At 67.2% G+C, this 14,865-nt stretch carries 15 protein-coding genes; 4 read left to right on the top strand and 11 right to left on the bottom strand.

Going from position 1 to position 14,865, the window contains the following annotated elements; genetic code table 11:
* Positions 1 to 71 precede the first annotated feature (71 nt).
* Positions 72 to 557, top strand: coding sequence for a hypothetical protein (locus tag ACFC0O_RS41335; protein WP_375967709.1), 486 nt, complete (start codon positions 72 to 74; stop codon positions 555 to 557).
* Here ACFC0O_RS41335 and ACFC0O_RS41330 read toward each other — a convergent pair.
* From ACFC0O_RS41330 to ACFC0O_RS41315, 4 genes are all read right to left on the bottom strand, one after another.
* The gene (locus tag ACFC0O_RS41330) at positions 554 to 1,429 is read right to left on the bottom strand and encodes a 3-methyladenine DNA glycosylase (RefSeq protein ID WP_375967707.1); all 876 of its coding nucleotides are present in this window, start codon (positions 1,427 to 1,429) and stop codon (positions 554 to 556) included. The two genes, ACFC0O_RS41335 and ACFC0O_RS41330, sit on opposite strands and share 4 nt — an antisense overlap.
* 2 nt (positions 1,430 to 1,431) lie before the next feature.
* Positions 1,432 to 2,496 carry a hemolysin family protein gene (locus tag ACFC0O_RS41325; protein WP_375967705.1) on the bottom strand — a complete coding sequence of 355 codons (1,065 nt, stop codon included), beginning with the start codon at positions 2,494 to 2,496 and terminating at the stop codon, positions 1,432 to 1,434.
* A complete protein-coding gene (locus ACFC0O_RS41320; protein ID WP_375967704.1) occupies positions 2,489 to 3,865 on the bottom strand; it encodes a hemolysin family protein in 1,377 nt (458 codons plus the stop codon). Before ACFC0O_RS41320 ends, ACFC0O_RS41325 begins: the two co-directional genes overlap by 8 nt.
* Positions 3,866 to 4,138: 273 nt before the next feature.
* On the bottom strand, positions 4,139 to 5,575 hold the full coding sequence (locus ACFC0O_RS41315) for a GuaB1 family IMP dehydrogenase-related protein (protein WP_375967793.1): 1,437 nt from the start codon (positions 5,573 to 5,575) through the stop codon (positions 4,139 to 4,141).
* 216 nt (positions 5,576 to 5,791) lie between these two features.
* On the opposite strand from ACFC0O_RS41315, the gene ACFC0O_RS41310 reads away from it, so the two are divergent.
* Positions 5,792 to 5,989 carry a hypothetical protein gene (locus ACFC0O_RS41310; RefSeq protein WP_364633729.1) on the top strand — a complete coding sequence of 66 codons (198 nt, stop codon included), beginning with the start codon at positions 5,792 to 5,794 and terminating at the stop codon, positions 5,987 to 5,989.
* 33 nt (positions 5,990 to 6,022) lie between these two features.
* A complete protein-coding gene (locus ACFC0O_RS41305) occupies positions 6,023 to 7,060 on the top strand; it encodes a hypothetical protein (protein WP_375967703.1) in 1,038 nt (345 codons plus the stop codon).
* Positions 7,061 to 7,221: 161 nt separating this feature from the next.
* Here the strand turns inward: ACFC0O_RS41305 and ACFC0O_RS41300 are convergent, their stop codons facing one another.
* The 7 genes from ACFC0O_RS41300 to ACFC0O_RS41270 all read right to left on the bottom strand — a co-directional run bounded on the left by ACFC0O_RS41300 (position 7,222) and on the right by ACFC0O_RS41270 (position 13,987).
* Positions 7,222 to 7,845: a hypothetical protein gene (locus tag ACFC0O_RS41300; RefSeq protein WP_375967791.1), complete on the bottom strand. Its 624-nt coding sequence runs from the start codon at positions 7,843 to 7,845 to the stop codon at positions 7,222 to 7,224.
* Positions 7,846 to 7,892: 47 nt separating this feature from the next.
* Entirely contained in the window at positions 7,893 to 9,224 is a 1,332-nt protein-coding gene (locus ACFC0O_RS41295) for a DEAD/DEAH box helicase (RefSeq protein WP_375967789.1), read from the bottom strand.
* Positions 9,225 to 9,333: 109 nt separating this feature from the next.
* Positions 9,334 to 10,275, bottom strand: coding sequence for a M48 family metalloprotease (locus ACFC0O_RS41290; protein WP_364633733.1), 942 nt, complete (start codon positions 10,273 to 10,275; stop codon positions 9,334 to 9,336).
* A gap of 43 nt (positions 10,276 to 10,318) precedes the next feature.
* Positions 10,319 to 10,720 (bottom strand): BlaI/MecI/CopY family transcriptional regulator, encoded by a 402-nt coding sequence (locus ACFC0O_RS41285; RefSeq protein ID WP_067562558.1) that lies wholly within the window; start codon positions 10,718 to 10,720, stop codon positions 10,319 to 10,321.
* Positions 10,721 to 10,797: 77 nt separating this feature from the next.
* Entirely contained in the window at positions 10,798 to 11,625 is an 828-nt protein-coding gene (locus ACFC0O_RS41280; protein ID WP_375967787.1) for an ABC transporter ATP-binding protein, read from the bottom strand.
* A 59-nt stretch (positions 11,626 to 11,684) separates the two neighbouring features.
* A complete protein-coding gene (locus ACFC0O_RS41275; protein WP_375967785.1) occupies positions 11,685 to 12,758 on the bottom strand; it encodes a FecCD family ABC transporter permease in 1,074 nt (357 codons plus the stop codon).
* A gap of 191 nt (positions 12,759 to 12,949) precedes the next feature.
* Positions 12,950 to 13,987: a FecCD family ABC transporter permease gene (locus ACFC0O_RS41270; protein ID WP_375967700.1), complete on the bottom strand. Its 1,038-nt coding sequence runs from the start codon at positions 13,985 to 13,987 to the stop codon at positions 12,950 to 12,952.
* A 114-nt stretch (positions 13,988 to 14,101) separates the two neighbouring features.
* Between ACFC0O_RS41270 and ACFC0O_RS41265 the strand changes: the two genes are divergently transcribed.
* Complete coding sequence (locus ACFC0O_RS41265; RefSeq protein WP_375967699.1) at positions 14,102 to 14,809, top strand: hypothetical protein; 708 nt, start codon at positions 14,102 to 14,104, stop codon at positions 14,807 to 14,809.
* Positions 14,810 to 14,865: the final 56 nt, after the last annotated feature.

The following is a 14,865-nucleotide window of genomic DNA, read 5'->3' as shown; positions in this document are numbered from 1 at the left end:
GCGAATCCTCGGCATCCGGGTTCCGGTTCACGTTCTCGCGGCCGGCGGTGTGCGTTGCCGGGATTTCCCTGGTGGCGGGGATCGTTTCCGGCGGTGCGATCTATCTCGGTCGGTCGGGGCAGCGTGAGGTGCAAGTGGCGGGTACCGATGCCTTTTGGCCGCATGTGGTGCTGTATGTGCTGGCCGCTTCGGTGGCGGTGATGGTGTTGCGTCGCAGCGGTACTCGGTCTCCGCGGCTGCTGCTCGCGCCCTTGGGGAGCACCGCGGAGCATCGGCTCGCGTGGACGGTGCGGTCGATCTTTCGTCGGGTGTCCGCGCTGCCGCGCCTGTTGCTGTCGGTGATACCGCTGGCGATGCTGGTGTACTTCCCCTATCGCTGCGGTATGCAGGTGCTGGGCGGTCTGGACCCGAACTTCGTCGTCAATGCCTGGGGTGGGCCCACGTACTTCGGGGCGATGGCATTCCACTACGTGGATGGAGCGCTATTGGCCGCCGTCTCCGCGGGCCTGCTGAATCGGTTGCTACTGCCCGCGAGAACTGAACCGGCACAGCGTTAGTCGAGGAGTGCGCGGCAGCTGTTGGAGAGGCGGTCGCGCAGGACAGCGGCGCGGGTTGCGATGTCCGCTTGTCTGCGCACGTATTCCGCTCGGCCCGACGGGGTTTCGATGCGGATCGGCTCGTAGTCGTAGGACGAGAGGTCGTAGGGGCTGGCCTTCATATCGAGTTCCCGGGCGGCGCAGGCCAATTCGAAGCAGTCGAACAGCAGGTCCGAGGCGATCAGCGGGGTGAGCTTGAAGCCCCACTTGTACAGATCCATATTGGCGTGCAGGCAGCCGGGCTGTTCGCGATGTTCCTGATCCGCGCGCGTCAGCGGCTCGATATTGAGCGGAACCGCTTCGGGGGTGAAGAATCGGAAGGCGTCGAAGTGTGTGCAGCGCAACTGCATCGACTCGACCACGGCGTCCGTTCCGGCGGTGCCCAGCCGCAGTGGCACCTGCTGATGGCGGACCTCATCGGTGCGGTACACCATCGCCCATTCGTGCAGCCCGAAGCAGGACAGTTGAGCCGGGCGGGTGGCTGTCGCCGAGAGCAGTCGGGTGACGAATTCGATGGTGTCCCGGCGCTTTTCGAGGAACGCCGGGTCGGCGGTGTACGCGGCGGTATCCGAATTCAGGTGATAGCCCCGGGTTTCGGCGTAGTCGGCGGCATCCGCCAGCCCGATGCCGAAACCCGGGTGCCAGCGTCGCAGCTGGGCGGGCTTATTGCCGTAGTAGGTGAACAGGAAGTCGATGACCGGATGTTTGGTCCCGGCCGCACGCTGCGCCAGATACGGGCCGACCAGTCGTTCGACCCGTTCCCGGTGTGCGGCGGCTCGCGCCCGCCAATCGGCGGGCGCGAGCACCGGAATCTCCTGTTGCACAACCGGCATGGTTACTCCGCGATGCGGTGGGTGGCGTCGCGGACGGTGCCCACGAACTCCTCCACCAGATCCTCGAGTGCGACGATGCCGACGGTATTGCCGCGACTGTCCACCACCCGGCCCAGATGGGAATTGGTGCGGCGCAACCGAGCCAGGGCCTCGAAGAGGGTGGCGCCGGTGCTGACCGTGGGCAGCGGGCGGATATCGGTGCGCGGGATGGGCGTCGACGGACCGGCCTGATCATCGGCCACCAGATCCAGCACATCCTTGACATGCAGATAGCCGACCAGCGAACCGTCACCGGCGCGCACCGGATAGCGCGAGAAACCGGTCTCGGTCACCGCGTTCTCGATATCGCCGAGCGTGGTGCCCTCCCCGCGCAGCGGGACCGACCGCGTCTTGTCCAGCGGCACCATGACATCGGCGACGATGCTGTCGCTGGAGCCCAGCGCCTGGGTCAGGCGGCGGTGCTCCTCCTCGTCCAGCAGCCCCTCGGAATGCGATTCACCGAACATCTCGGCCAATTCCACCGAGGACACCGTCGAATCGAGTTCATCCTTGGGTTCGATGCGCAGCGCCCGCAGCGACAGATTCGCCGCCAGGTTGTAGACCGCGATCAGCGGCCGCGCCAGGCGCAACCACATCAGATGCACCGGAACCAGCAGCAGCGCGGAGCGTTCCGGTCCGGCCAGCGCGATATTCTTCGGAATCATCTCGCCGAGCAGGATGTGCAGCACCACCACGATCGCCAGCGCCACCGCGAACGAAATCGGGTGCAGCAGCGAATCGGGCATGCCGACCAGATCGAAGACACCCGAAAGCAGATGCGCCACAGCGGGTTCGCCGACGCGGCCGAGCAGGATGGAGCAGATGGTGATGCCCAGCTGCGCCGCCGCCAGCATCATCGACAGATTCTGCGCCGCCTCGATCACCGTATTGGCGCTGCGCTTACCTTGTGCGGCAAGCGCTTCCAGGCGATCGCGGCGCGCGGAGATCAGGGCGAATTCCGCACCGACGAAGAACGCGTTACCCAGCAGCAGCCCCAGGGCCAGCAGTACCGCTGTCCAATCACCCATGGTGCAGCTCCCATTCCGCCAGGCCCTCGGCGTCGACGGGGCGCAGCAGCACCCGGTCGATGCGACGGCCGTCCATGCGTTCCACCTTGGCGATCCAGCCGCCGCTGGTGTGCGGATCCATGGCGTGGTTGTTGCCGGGTTCGGGCAGCAGTACCTCATCGCCGGTGACCGGGATGCGGCCCAGGCGGGTCAGCACCAGACCGCCGAGGGTTTCGTACTCGCCGTCGGGTGCGTCGTAACCCGTTGTGCGCGAGACCTCGTCGACGCGCAACAACCCGGAGCAGTCCCAGCCGGTGGAGGTGCGGCGCACATCGAGTTCCTCTTCATCGTGCTCATCGCGGACGTCGCCGAGGATTTCCTCGATCAGGTCCTCCATGGTGACGATGCCGGCGGTGCCGCCGTATTCGTCGACCACCAGCGCGACCTGCATACCGTCCGCGCGTACGCGTTCGAGCACTTCGTCACCGTCCAGGCTGGCGGGCACGATCGGCACGGGCTGGCAGATGTCCTTGAGCTTGATGATCCGGCGCTGCGATGCCGGATGCGTGAACGCCTGTTTGACGTGCACCACGCCGAGCGTGTTGTCGAGATCCCCGTCGATCACCGGGAAGCGGGAAAACCCGGTGCGACTGGCACATTCGATGAGATCGGCGATGGTGCAGTTCTGATCGAGGGATTCGATCTTCACGCGCGGGGTCATGAGCTCCTCCGCGCTGCGCTCACCGAATTGCAGTGAGCGATCCACCACCTGCGCGGTGCGCTGATCGAGCGCGCCGTGCAATGCGGACGTGCGTACGAGGGAACCCAATTCCTGCGGGGAACGCGCCGAGCGCAATTCCTCGGCCGGTTCGATGCCCAGGCGTCGCACGGCCCAGTTGGCCGCGCCATTGAGGAAATTGATGAGCCAGCGAAATGCCATGGAGAACCACATCATCGGCCCCGCGGTCCAGCGTGCGGTGGCCAGCGGTGAGGCGATGGCGATGTTCTTCGGCACCAGTTCGCCGTAGATCATGGACAGCGAGGTGGCCAGAATCAGTGCCAGCGCCAGCGAAATGCCATGCGAGGTACCGGCATCCAGGCCGAGGGCGTCGAATATGGGTTCCAGCAGCCGCGCCAATACCGGTTCGGCGATATAACCGGTGATCAGAGTGGTGATGGTGATGCCTAGCTGCGCCCCGGAGAGTTGGAACGAGAGCGTGCGATGCGCCTGGCGCACCTGCCGGGCGCGGCGGTCGCCGTCGCGGGCGTGCGCCTCCACGGTGCTGCGTTCCAGGGCGGTGAGCGAGAATTCCGCGGCAACGAATAACGCTGTACCGGCGGTCAGTGCGATGAAACCGATCAGGCTGAGAACGGTGAGCAGGGCTGACACGGTCAGCACCACCCGGCCGTCTGTGTGGCTGAGGGAGCGATGGCGCCGGGTTTGTCACCCGGCTCGGTAGAGGAGCCCTCCTGAACGGCGCCCTCGGACGCGGGTGACAACTGGTTCCTTTCGCATGGGGTAGATCGTGACGGGTCGGCACGATCCGATGGTCGACATGTTACCGGCTGGCCCGCTCGCCTTCAGCGTGACCTGGCCGGGCATGGGAAAACCCGGCGGGTTCCGTACGGTCCCCGCCGGGATGGCTGCCCGATTCGAGCCGGTTTACCAGCCCGAAGGCAGCGGACGGCCCTCGGCGAAACCGGCGGCCGACTGCACACCGAGCACGGCCCGGTCATGGAATTCGGCGATGGAGCGTGCGCCCGCGTAGGTGCAGGAGCTGCGCACACCGGAGGTGATGTGATCGATCAGATCCTCCACACCCGGGCGTTCGGCGTCCAGGCGCATGCGCGAGGAGGAGATGCCCTCCTCGAACAGCGCCTTGCGGGCGCGGTCGAAGGCCGAATCGGTGGCGGTGCGCGCGGCGACCGCACGCTTGGAGGCCATACCGAAGCTCTCCTTGTAGCGGTTGCCGTCGCGATCGATGCGCATATCGCCGGGCGACTCGTAGGTGCCCGCGAACCAGGAACCGATCATGACATTGGCCGCACCGGCCGCGAGGGCCAAGGCCACATCGCGCGGATGCCGGACGCCGCCGTCGGCCCACACGTGCTTACCGAATTCGGCTGCGGCGGCGGCACATTCGGCGACCGCGGAGAACTGCGGGCGGCCGACGCCGGTCATCATGCGGGTGGTGCACATGGCGCCGGGGCCGACACCGACCTTGATGATGTCCGCGCCCGCCTCGATCAGATCGCGGGTGCCCGCGGCCGAGACCACATTGCCCGCGACCAGCGGCACACCCAGATCCAGGGCGGCCACCGAGCGCAGCGCCTCCAGCATCTTCTGCTGATGGCCGTGCGCGGTGTCCATCACCAGCACATCGGCGCCCGCGTTGACGAGAGCCTTTGCCTTGGAAGGGATATCGCCGTTGATGCCGACCGCCGCCGCGATGCGCAGCTGACCGTTGGCGTCGACGGCGGGCTGGTAGATGCCCGCGCGAATGGTGCCGGTGCGGGTCATCACGCCCGCGAGGGTGCCGTCCGCGTTCACCAGGACGGCGAGCTTGGAGTGCCCGGCCTCGAGCAGGTCGAAGACCTCACGCGGGGAGGCATCGGCGGGGGCGCTGACGAAGTTGGTGTCGGCGACGGTGCTCAGTCGCGCGAAACGGTCGACATCGCTGCACGCGGCCTCAGTGACCACGCCGACCGGGCGGTTGTCCTGCACCAGCACCACCGCGCCGTGCGCGCGCTTGTGAATCAGCGCCAGCGCGTCGGAGACCGAATCCTCCGGATCCAGGGTGACCGGGGTGTCGGCGGTGAGCGAGCGGCTCTTGACGAAGGCGATGGTGTCGGCCGCGGCCTGGATCGGAAGATCCTGCGGCAGCACCACGATGCCGCCCCGGCGGGCCACCGTCTCGGCCATGCGGCGGCCGGCGACGGCGGTCATATTCGCGACCACGAGGGGAATGGTGGTGCCGGTTCCGTCGCTCGACGACAGGTCGACATCGAATCGCGACGCCACATCCGTCCGATTCGGGACGAGGAAGACATCGTCATAGGTCAGGTCGTAGGGCGGAGTCTGCCCGGGGAGGAACTGCACGGTGTTTGCCGCCTCATGGTTTGACGTGGGGTTGTCGTGTTCCATGCTTCGATGTCAGGTATTGGCGCGCTACCTGGTGTCACGCATGCAGCAGGCCAGTGTACTCGAAACTCGGTTGTCGCCTCGCTCACATGTGATCCAGCTGCGCCGCCGGCCTGACCTGATCGGCATCCCGGTAGGACGATCGAAACGGCTGCGGCTGGGTATCGCGACGATATGTTCGCTATCGGAGCCGCAGTCCTGTTCGCCATCGCGCTACTACTGGAACTCGTCAATCGAGGCACCACATTCGGCGTGGAGCTACTGATCATCGGTGGGCTGCTTGCCCTTTCACTACACCTGGCGGGCTTCAGCTCCCGCATTCCGTCGGGCGGCCAGTGGCGCTCCCGGGGCGGCTGGGCCCGCCGCCGCTGAGCTTTCCCGGCGTCTCACGGGCAGAATGTGCGCATGAGCGCCGATACTCACTTCCGGCGACTGCGTTCGCGGTACGAGGGTCCGGTCTTCGGTCCGGTCGGATTCGCCAGTGCGGTCGGGGTTGGGCTCTTCGTCGAAATGGTTGTGCTGCTGGGGCTTCCGTACGAGTTGATCTCGCTCTCGATCATTCCGGCCGTGCTGATGCTGTCGCCGTGGCTGCGCGTGCGGCAGATCGCAATGGGCGTATTGGTCGGGTGGCTCACCTTGCCGCTCGGAATCGTGGTCGCGCCGATCCAGGCGATCGTCGGCCTGATCGGGGGAATCCGCCTCGTCGGAAAGGTGGTGGCGCGGCGGTATGACGTCCCGGGTGGGGAGCCGGAGGTGCCGCGGACCGACGCCTGGGTCGCGGGCGTGTTGTGGATGCCGCTCGCGCTCATGGTGTCGCTGCTGGCGACCTGGAAGATCTCCGGTGGTCTGACCCCGGCGGTGCCGGGTCGCGGGGAATTGGCTGCCGATGGGAAGGCGTTCCTGATCGCGGGCGCGGGGGTCGCGCTCGCCGGGGTGTTCGCCGTCTTCGGCCGCAGGCCGCGGACTTTCGGCTCGGCTCGGCCGCGCGGTCCGGGCAGCTTTCAGCGCGGGGTCGCCTCGGCGCTGGCGGGTGCGGCGCTGCTGACTCCCGGAGCGTGGCATATCTGGTGTGATGCGTTCAGCGATGAGGTGAAGCGCGATCCCCGGGCGCGATTGGTGGAGATGGGAATCGAGCTGCCCGCCGATTACCACTTCACCCGTGGTCGTAGCTGGTGCGGTGGCTTCGTGGATGTGTCCTGTCACGCCACCTATCGGTTCACCGCCGGACCGGAGCGGTTCGACTCGTATCGGGAGTTGTTCCACCCGAACACCGATTTCGAGCGCGGCCTGCTGCCGCTGAAGTCCGCATCGTGCGCGTCGATCCAGGATCGCTGGGAGCTCTCGTGCAGACCGGGCGATTCGGTGCTCACCGGTTGGTACGGGGGCGCATTCGTGATGGTGACCCGCTCGGGGCAGCGGACGACCTTCGCCATTGACTGGTAGCGGGGTCGGACTTCTCGCCCCGAGGGGTCCCGATGATGATTGCTGAATGGTTGCCTAACCGGTGAATCGCGCACTGCGCGCCCGCAAATCGGCTGCGATTGCCGGTGTGTCGGGCCTGCGATCGAATCGTGTCCGGGGCGGCGGCCCGTGGCGGATCGGGTTCAGAGGGTGCCGTTCTCGATATCTCGCTTCAGGGCGGCCTGGTAGGCGCGGTGGGATGATGCGCCGTTATCGGCGGTGAATTGGATCAGGGTCGCATCGGCGAGGAAGGTGATGTGCTCGTTGACCGTGGTGCTGCCATCGCCGTTCGCGGTGAAGGTGATCAACTGGTGGGTGGTGATATTCGGGATATCCCAGCTGTCCGAGGTGTAGTAGCGCTCGGCGGGGTGCAGGCGCTGTTCGGCCTGGGTGTGGCCGGGGAAGGTGACCGGGCCCATCGGAATGTCTTCCAGGGCGGTGAAATCCACCACCTGGACGCCGGAATCGTCGCAGGTGCGGTGGGTGATCACATCCTTCAGGAAGGGGTGGCGGCCGATATCGTTGTGCAGGTTGGAGTAGACCGACCAGACCCGCTCGAGCGGGGCGTTGATGGTGATCGGGAGATCTACCACCACCGCGGCGCGGGACTCGGCCGGATTGTGCTGTCCCGCTTCGTACATCGACCAACTGGCCTGCCACTCCGCCGTGTACCCGTTGGGTGTCTCGGTACAGGTGGGAGGGGTAACCGCTTGCGCCACAGGCATTCCCGTCGCCGCGCAGGCGACGGCAAGGGCGCATCCGAACATGAACTTCACGGGGCGGACTTTACCTCGGCGAAGTCCGGTCGGCGCGGTCAGCGGCCGCCGCGTGACTTCGGCTTATGCTTCTTGGTGTGCTTGCGCCCGCCCGTGCGCGGATCGATGCGATGGCGAGGGCGTTCCGGTGCCGGATCCGGTGGTGCCGCAGCGGCTTTGGCGGCCGCCGCGACCGTGGCCGGATCGGGGATGGGACGGCCGGAGGCGCGGCGCGCCCCGGTGATCTCGGCCAGGCGGCGATCACCGGGCCGCACTTCCAGATCGGTGACGGAAACCCCTGCGCGGCGGGCCAATTCGGCGGCTTCCTGACGATCGTCCGGGGTGACGACGGTGACCACGGTGCCCGACGCGCCCGCGCGGGCGGTGCGGCCGGTCCGGTGCAGATAGTCCTTCGGATCGGCCGGGGGATCGACGTGCACGACCAGCGAGACATCGTCGACATGGATACCGCGCGCGGCGATATCGGTGGCGACCAGCACCGGCCAGCTGCCGTCCGCGAACGCGGCGAGGGTTCGGGTGCGCTGATTCTGGCCCTGACCGCCGTGTAGCGCGGCGGCGGCGATACCGACCTCGCGCAGTTTGCCTGCCAGTTTGTCCGCACCGTGCTGGGTGCGCACGAACAGCAGGGTGCGGCCCTTGCGGCCCGCGATTTCGGTGACCACCGGGCGCTTTTCGATACGGCGCACATGCAGGGCGTAGTGCGCGATATCGGGGAGATCGGAATCCGATTCCGCGGCAACGGCATCGGCGGCAGGCGCGCTCGCATTGGGCTGTTCGGCGACGGTATGGGTGACGGGGGAGTGCAGGTACCGCTGCACCAGTTCGCCGATGGCCTCGTCCAGGGTCGCCGAGAACAGCAGTTTCTGCGATTCGGCGGGAACACGATTCAGCACGGCCGTCAGCTGCGGCAGGAAGCCGAGGTCGGCCATATGGTCGGCCTCGTCGACGGTGAGCACCTGCACATCCGACAGATCCACGGCCTTGCGGCCGATCAAATCGGTCAACCGCCCGGGCGTGGCGATGAGCAGATCGACGCCGCGACCCAGCTTCTCGTCCTGCGCCTTGATCGCCAGTCCGCCCACGGCGATGGCGAGCCGCAGGCCCATGGACAGCGACGGCTCATCGAGCGCGGTCTCGATCTGGATCGCCAGTTCGCGCGTGGGCACCAGGATCAACCCGCGCGGACGGCGCGGCGCGGTCGAGGCACCGGACAACCGCACCAGCATCGGCAGCCCGAACGCCAGGGTCTTACCGGAACCCGTTGCGGCCCGGCCCAATACATCGTGACCGGCCAGAATGTCCGGGATCACGGCGGCCTGAATGGGGAACGGCGTATCGATCCCATTGCGCCGCAATGCCTGTACCAGCATGGGCGGCAGGCCCAGATCGGCGAACCGGCGCGCGCCCGCCGCGGAAGAGGCGAAACGGGGTGCGGCCGCGGGAGCCGCGGTATCCGTCTGGGGCGTCGTGCTCCGCGGCTCAGGCACGGCTGAGCAATCGGCTCAGTTCCTGCAACCACGGAATCGCGACCGCGAGGGTCGGAACCACGAGGATGGCGGCGGCGGCCAGATAGGCGGCGCTGGCGATGCGAATATCACCGATCGGCCCGGCCAGGCGCTGGATGCGAATCAGGGTGGTGGGCCCGCCGACCGCCATCGCACCCTGTGGCGCGGGCGAATTCGAACAGGCGACCAGGGCGCGCGCCAGCGGCGTCGGCCCGGTGACCTTGACCGCGGAATCATCGGCCAGCAATTCGATCAGCAGTTTCACCGAATCGAGTGCGGATTTGGAGCGCACCACCCGGGGGAACGCCTCGTGTGCGGCGGTGAACGCCTCCAGCACCAGGTCGTGGCGGGCGCGCAGATGCGAGCGCTCATGGCTGACGATTGCGGTCAACTCCTCTTGGGAAAGATTGGTCACGGTGCCCTGGCTGAGCACGACGCGGCGGCGCAGCCCGGGCAGGCAGTAGGCAATGGGTTCGGTGGCGGCGAGCACCCGGATATCCGCGGATTTCCGTGCCACGCCGCCCTGATCGAGCAGATCGACCAGCATGCGGTGTTTGGCGCGACGCCGGCGCGTGTGCACGCCGACGCGGATGACCGAGAAGATCAGCCGCGCCCCGATGAGCAGGGTGAGCGCGAAGACCGTCACCAGGGCGAGCCAAAGTGGCAGGCCCAGGGCGGCGATCTCCTTGCTCGGGGTGGTGGTGGGCCGTCCGTCACCGCCGGGCACCAGCAGTCTGCTGGCGATGGCGAGCCCGGAACCGAAGGCGGACAGGACGGCGGCGAGAGCGATGGCCTGCCAGAGCACCAGCGCCGCACGGGGACTCCGATACGGCCAGGTGGCTCGGCTGAGCAGCGCCGGGATCGGTCCCGCCAACAAGAGGGCGAGACCGGCGAAAACCGGCGCTGTCAGATCCATTCCTCAGCTCACTGCGTTGTGGGGGCCTGGGCCGAGGTCGGGGCTACTTGGAGTCTTTCGGCTCCTTGCGTGCCGCCTCGGTGGCTTCGAGCTTAGCGAGTGCGTCTCGCAAAGCGGCAGCCTCATCGGCTCCTACCTGTTCCACGAAGTGCACGAGTGCGGCTCGGCGCGAGCCTACTTCGTCGGCCTGCTGCAATGCGTCCACCATGAGACTGGCGACGAGTTCGTCGCGAGTGTGCACGGGGGCGTACCGATGCGCGCGGTCATCGCGCTGCTGTAGTACGAGGTTCTTCTTCGCGAGACGCTGCAGAACGGTCATCACCGTGGTGTACGCGAGCTCGCGGCGTTCGGCGAGGGCCTCGTGCACCTGCCGCACCGTTTGGGGTTCATCGGCCGACCACAACTGGTCCATGACCGCTTTCTCGAGTTCACCAAGACCTGCCATCCCATAAGTTTACGGAGGCAACGACACAAATGCGTACTACAAGTCGTCGTAACCGGTCGGTAGCTGTGTGGGATTGGTCATAGCTCGCTGGTCGGCGCGGGATCCTGCCCGTCGGCGCCATGTACGTGCCGGGTGCCGATCGGCACGATCATCGGGCGGCCGGAGACCGGATCCTCCAGAACTTCGGCGCGCAGACCGAAAACCTCGAGCAGCAGCTCGGAATTGACGATATCGGCCGGGCGGCCCTGCGCCACGATCCGGCCCGCGCACATGACGATGAGCTCATCGCTGTAGCGGATGGCCAGGTTCAGATCGTGCAGCACCATGACCACGGTGCGGCCGAAATCGGCGTGCAGGCGATCCACCAGATCGAGCACCTCGAGCGAGTGCGCGAGATCGAGGTAGGTGGTCGGCTCGTCCAGCAGCAGGATATCGGTCCCCTGTGCCAGCGCCATGGAGATCCAGGCGCGCTGGCGCTGGCCGCCGGAGAGTTCATCGAGGGTGCGGTCGGCGAGATCGGCGATACCGGTCTGCGCGAGCGCCGTGGCGACCTCGGTCTCGTCATCGGCGGACCACTGCCGCAACCAGGATTGATGCGGATGACGGCCGCGCGCGACGAGATCGGCGACGGTCAGGCCCTCGGGGGCGACGGGGGTCTGCGGCAGCATGCCGACCATGCGGGCGATATCGCGGGTCTTCATGGACGATATCGCCTTGCCGTCCAAGACGATTCGGCCGTCTCGCGGTTTGAGCAATCGGCCCAGCGAGCGCAGCAGGGTGGACTTGCCGCAACCGTTCGGGCCGATGACGGTGGTGATCACACCGGGTGCGATATCGAGCGACAGGCCGTCGACGATCACGCGGTCGCCGTATCCCAGGGTGATGTTCTCGGCGGCGAGAGTCACTGTGGCAGTGGAGGAGTCCGCGGTATCGCTTGCGGTGGTCACTGCTTCGCTTCGAATCGTCACAGGGTCGCCTTCCGATTGGCGCGTACGAGCAAGTACAGCATGAACGGTCCGCCGACCGCGGCGGTCACGACCCCGACCGGCAGATCGACGGGAAGTATGGTGCGGGACACCAGATCCGCCCCGACCACGGCGATCGCGCCGATCAGCGTCGAGGCGACGATGGGTTCCCCGGGGGTGCGCAGCAGCCTGCGTGCGATCTGCGGTGCGGCCAGGCCGACGAAGCCGACGGGTCCGGCCGCGGCGGTCGCCAGCGCGGCCGCGGTCACGCCCGCGCCGAGAAGCAGCGCCTGCTGGGTCTGAATGCGAACGCCCAGAACGCGAGTGGTATCGGTGCCGAACCGCAGCGCGGCCAGGGTGCGACTCGACGCGGCGGCTACCAGCAGCGTGATTCCCAAACCGATTCCGGCGGGCACCAGGGTGGACCAGTCCGACCGATCCAATGATCCGGTGAGCCACAGCTGCGCGTGCGCGGCATCGGTGAGAGTCGCGCGAGTGAGCAGCCAGCTGACGACCGACAGCAGTGCGGCATTCACGCCGATGCCGATGAGCACCAGGCGAAATCCCATGACACCGTGATCGCCCGTGCTGGTACGGCCCCATGCGAGCAGATAGATGGCGACCGCGGTCAGCAGACCACCCGCCAGTGCGGCAAGCGGAATGCCCAGTGTCGCCGCGATTCCCGTGGTCGCGCCACCGGTTCCGGCCAGAATCAGCACCGCACCGCAGCTCGCGCCCGAGGTGATGCCGAGGATATCCGGGCTCGCGAGCGGATTGTGCAGGATGGATTGGGTGATCGCGCCCGCCAGACCCAGTGCGGCACCGACGATCACGGCGGTCAGCGCACGCGGCAGACGTGAGTCGAAAATCACGAACCGCTGTGCGCGAGATCCGCCGCCGCCCAGCACATCCAGCACGCGCCCGAGTGGAATATGGAATTCGCCGGTGCTGATATCGAGCGCGAAAAGGGTGAGCAGAATCGCGATGAGCACGGCGACGGTGAGCAGTGCCCGCGCCCGCAGTACCGCCGAATATCCGGCGATGCGCACCGCCGGTCGCGTCCGGCCCAGCAGCCGCGCGGATTCGGGTTCGACCCGCGCCGCCGCTTTCGGCTGTCCAGCAGCGGCTTTCACCGTGATGGCACGACCGAGTGTTGTTTCCGCCTGTTCGGCACGGGGTTTCACCGCGATGGCGTGATCGGCCGTCGTGTCCGTTTGTCCGGGAGTGGAGTCGGTGGGTGTGCGGTCGATGTGGGTGGGATCGCTCACAGGCTCACCAGCTTTCGGCGGCGGACCAACAGGATGAAGAACGGTGCGCCGATCACGGTGAGGGTGATTCCGGCCTGGAGTTCACCGGGGCGGGCGATCACGCGGCCCACGGTATCGGCTATCAGCAGGGTGATGGCTCCCAGCAGGGCCGAATAAGGCACCAGCCAGCGGTAATCGGGGCCGGTGACGGAGCGCGCGAGATGCGGCACGATCAGGCCGAGGAAGGCGATCGGGCCGACGGCGGCGGTGGCCGCGCCCGCGAGCAGCACCACCGCGGCCAGGCCCAATGCCCGATTGCGGGCAAGATTCACGCCCAGGCCGCGCGCCACGTCATCGCCGAGACCGAGCAGGTTCAGCCCGGGTGAGGCGGCCAACGCCAGGCCCGCGCCCACGATGAGGAACGGCAGCACCTGCTGGAATACCGCCGCGTCATGGCCCGCGACGTCGCCGACGACCCAGTACCTATAGGTATTGAGCGCGTTCTCGTCAAGCAGCACAACGATATTGGTCATGGCCTGCAGGAACGCGGTGACGGCGGCACCGGCCAGCACCAGGCTCAGCGGGCTGGCCTTACCGCCGCCGATCGAGGACACCCCGAATACGACGATGCCCGCGATCAGCGCACCCGCCAGGGCAAACCAGATGTACTGCGTGGTCGCGGTGAGTGCGAACAGGTGAATGCTCAGCGCCGCCAGGAATGCCGCGCCCGCATTGATTCCGAGCAGTCCCGCATCAGCGAGCGGGTTTCGGGTATAGCCCTGGATGAGTGCACCCGCCATGCCCAATGCCAGCCCGGTCACGAGGGCGAGTCCGGTACGGGGGAGCCGCAATTCGCGCACGATCTGCGCGGCGGTTCCGTCGGCGGGGCAGGAAAGTGGTAACCCGCCCGGACAGGTGAGTGCGTCGAATACCGCACTGAGAGGTAGGGAACGTGAGCCGAGCGCGATGCTGGCGAGCACCGCGCAGACCAGCAGCACGGCCAGGAGAAGGAGTCCGGACAGACGTCGCCGTCTGATGGTGACTACGGCGGGCACGGTGACGAACTACTCCTGACACATTGATTGCTCTCGTTAGCTTGGTAAGCCTAACCTATCTTCAATTCTCGTTGCGTACACAGTGGCCGGAAGTCCGATGAAAGAGGAGGTTCGATGTTCGAGCCCGTAACCGTGTGCCCGCCTCGCGATTCCCGGATCGCCTTCGGGAGGGCCTGCGCCCGGCTGCGCGGCCTGCAACCCGAACACCCGCGGGTGTATGCCGTCGCCGCCATGTCCGAACAGGGCAAACGGAGATGGTGGCGGTTGGCGGACGGAATACGCGAAGGCCGGATCGAGATGATGTACCGCCGCCACGCCGCCGAGATGAGCAATCCCGAGATCGCCGCGGAGGTGGTGGCCACCGCGCTCATCCACGCGGTCATCGGCCGGGTCATGGCCATGCTGGTGTCCGAGGGCCGGGCCTGGGATCCGGGCCTGGAGAATCTGTGGATCCATACCGACAATGACGGCGGCATCGACTGGGCGGGGCTGGCGGACACCACGATTCGCGTGGTCGACGGCGACCGGCTGACCGGTGAGCCGGGTGTGGTGGCGCTGCCGTGCGAGCCCGCGCTGTACGTCTGGCTGGCGCACCGGTGCGAACCGGCGCTGCGGCTGATCCAGGAAGCCATGCTGCGTTGCGCCGGATTGGGTGTGCGGCGATTCTGGTCGCTGGTGGCCGAGTCGATCGTCGGTGCGGCGACCTATGTTCCGGCGCTGGCCAATACCTCCTCGACGGTGGGCGCGCAGCGCGGGCAGGACATGCTGGCGGCGCTGGAGGATCGCGGTCTGCCGGTGCGCCGGGGTTACGTCGTCCGATAGGTCGCTTGTGATACCGGGCAGCTGCTTCGAGCGGGCTGCCCGGTGAGTTCGGCGAC

The organism is Nocardia sp. NPDC056100 (assembly GCF_042266325.1).
GTDB lineage: Bacteria > Actinomycetota > Actinomycetes > Mycobacteriales > Mycobacteriaceae > Nocardia.
This window is presented reverse-complemented; position numbering and strand designations above follow the sequence as displayed.

Bases quoted from the DNA above. Each gene is read 5' to 3' on its own strand.
- ACFC0O_RS41330 (WP_375967707.1), bottom strand. From the start codon at position 1,429: ATGCCGGTTGTGCAACAGGAGATTCCGGTGCTCGCGCCCGCCGATTGG.
- ACFC0O_RS41325 (WP_375967705.1), bottom strand. From the start codon at position 2,496: ATGGGTGATTGGACAGCGGTACTGCTGGCCCTGGGGCTGCTGCTGGGT.
- ACFC0O_RS41310 (WP_364633729.1), top strand. From the start codon at position 5,792: ATGTTCGCTATCGGAGCCGCAGTCCTGTTCGCCATCGCGCTACTACTG.
- ACFC0O_RS41305 (WP_375967703.1), top strand. From the start codon at position 6,023: ATGAGCGCCGATACTCACTTCCGGCGACTGCGTTCGCGGTACGAGGGT.
- ACFC0O_RS41300 (WP_375967791.1), bottom strand. From the start codon at position 7,845: ATGTTCGGATGCGCCCTTGCCGTCGCCTGCGCGGCGACGGGAATGCCT.
- ACFC0O_RS41295 (WP_375967789.1), bottom strand. From the start codon at position 9,224: ATGCTGGTACAGGCATTGCGGCGCAATGGGATCGATACGCCGTTCCCC.
- ACFC0O_RS41290 (WP_364633733.1), bottom strand. From the start codon at position 10,275: ATGGATCTGACAGCGCCGGTTTTCGCCGGTCTCGCCCTCTTGTTGGCG.
- ACFC0O_RS41285 (WP_067562558.1), bottom strand. From the start codon at position 10,720: ATGGCAGGTCTTGGTGAACTCGAGAAAGCGGTCATGGACCAGTTGTGG.
- ACFC0O_RS41265 (WP_375967699.1), top strand. From the start codon at position 14,102: ATGTTCGAGCCCGTAACCGTGTGCCCGCCTCGCGATTCCCGGATCGCC.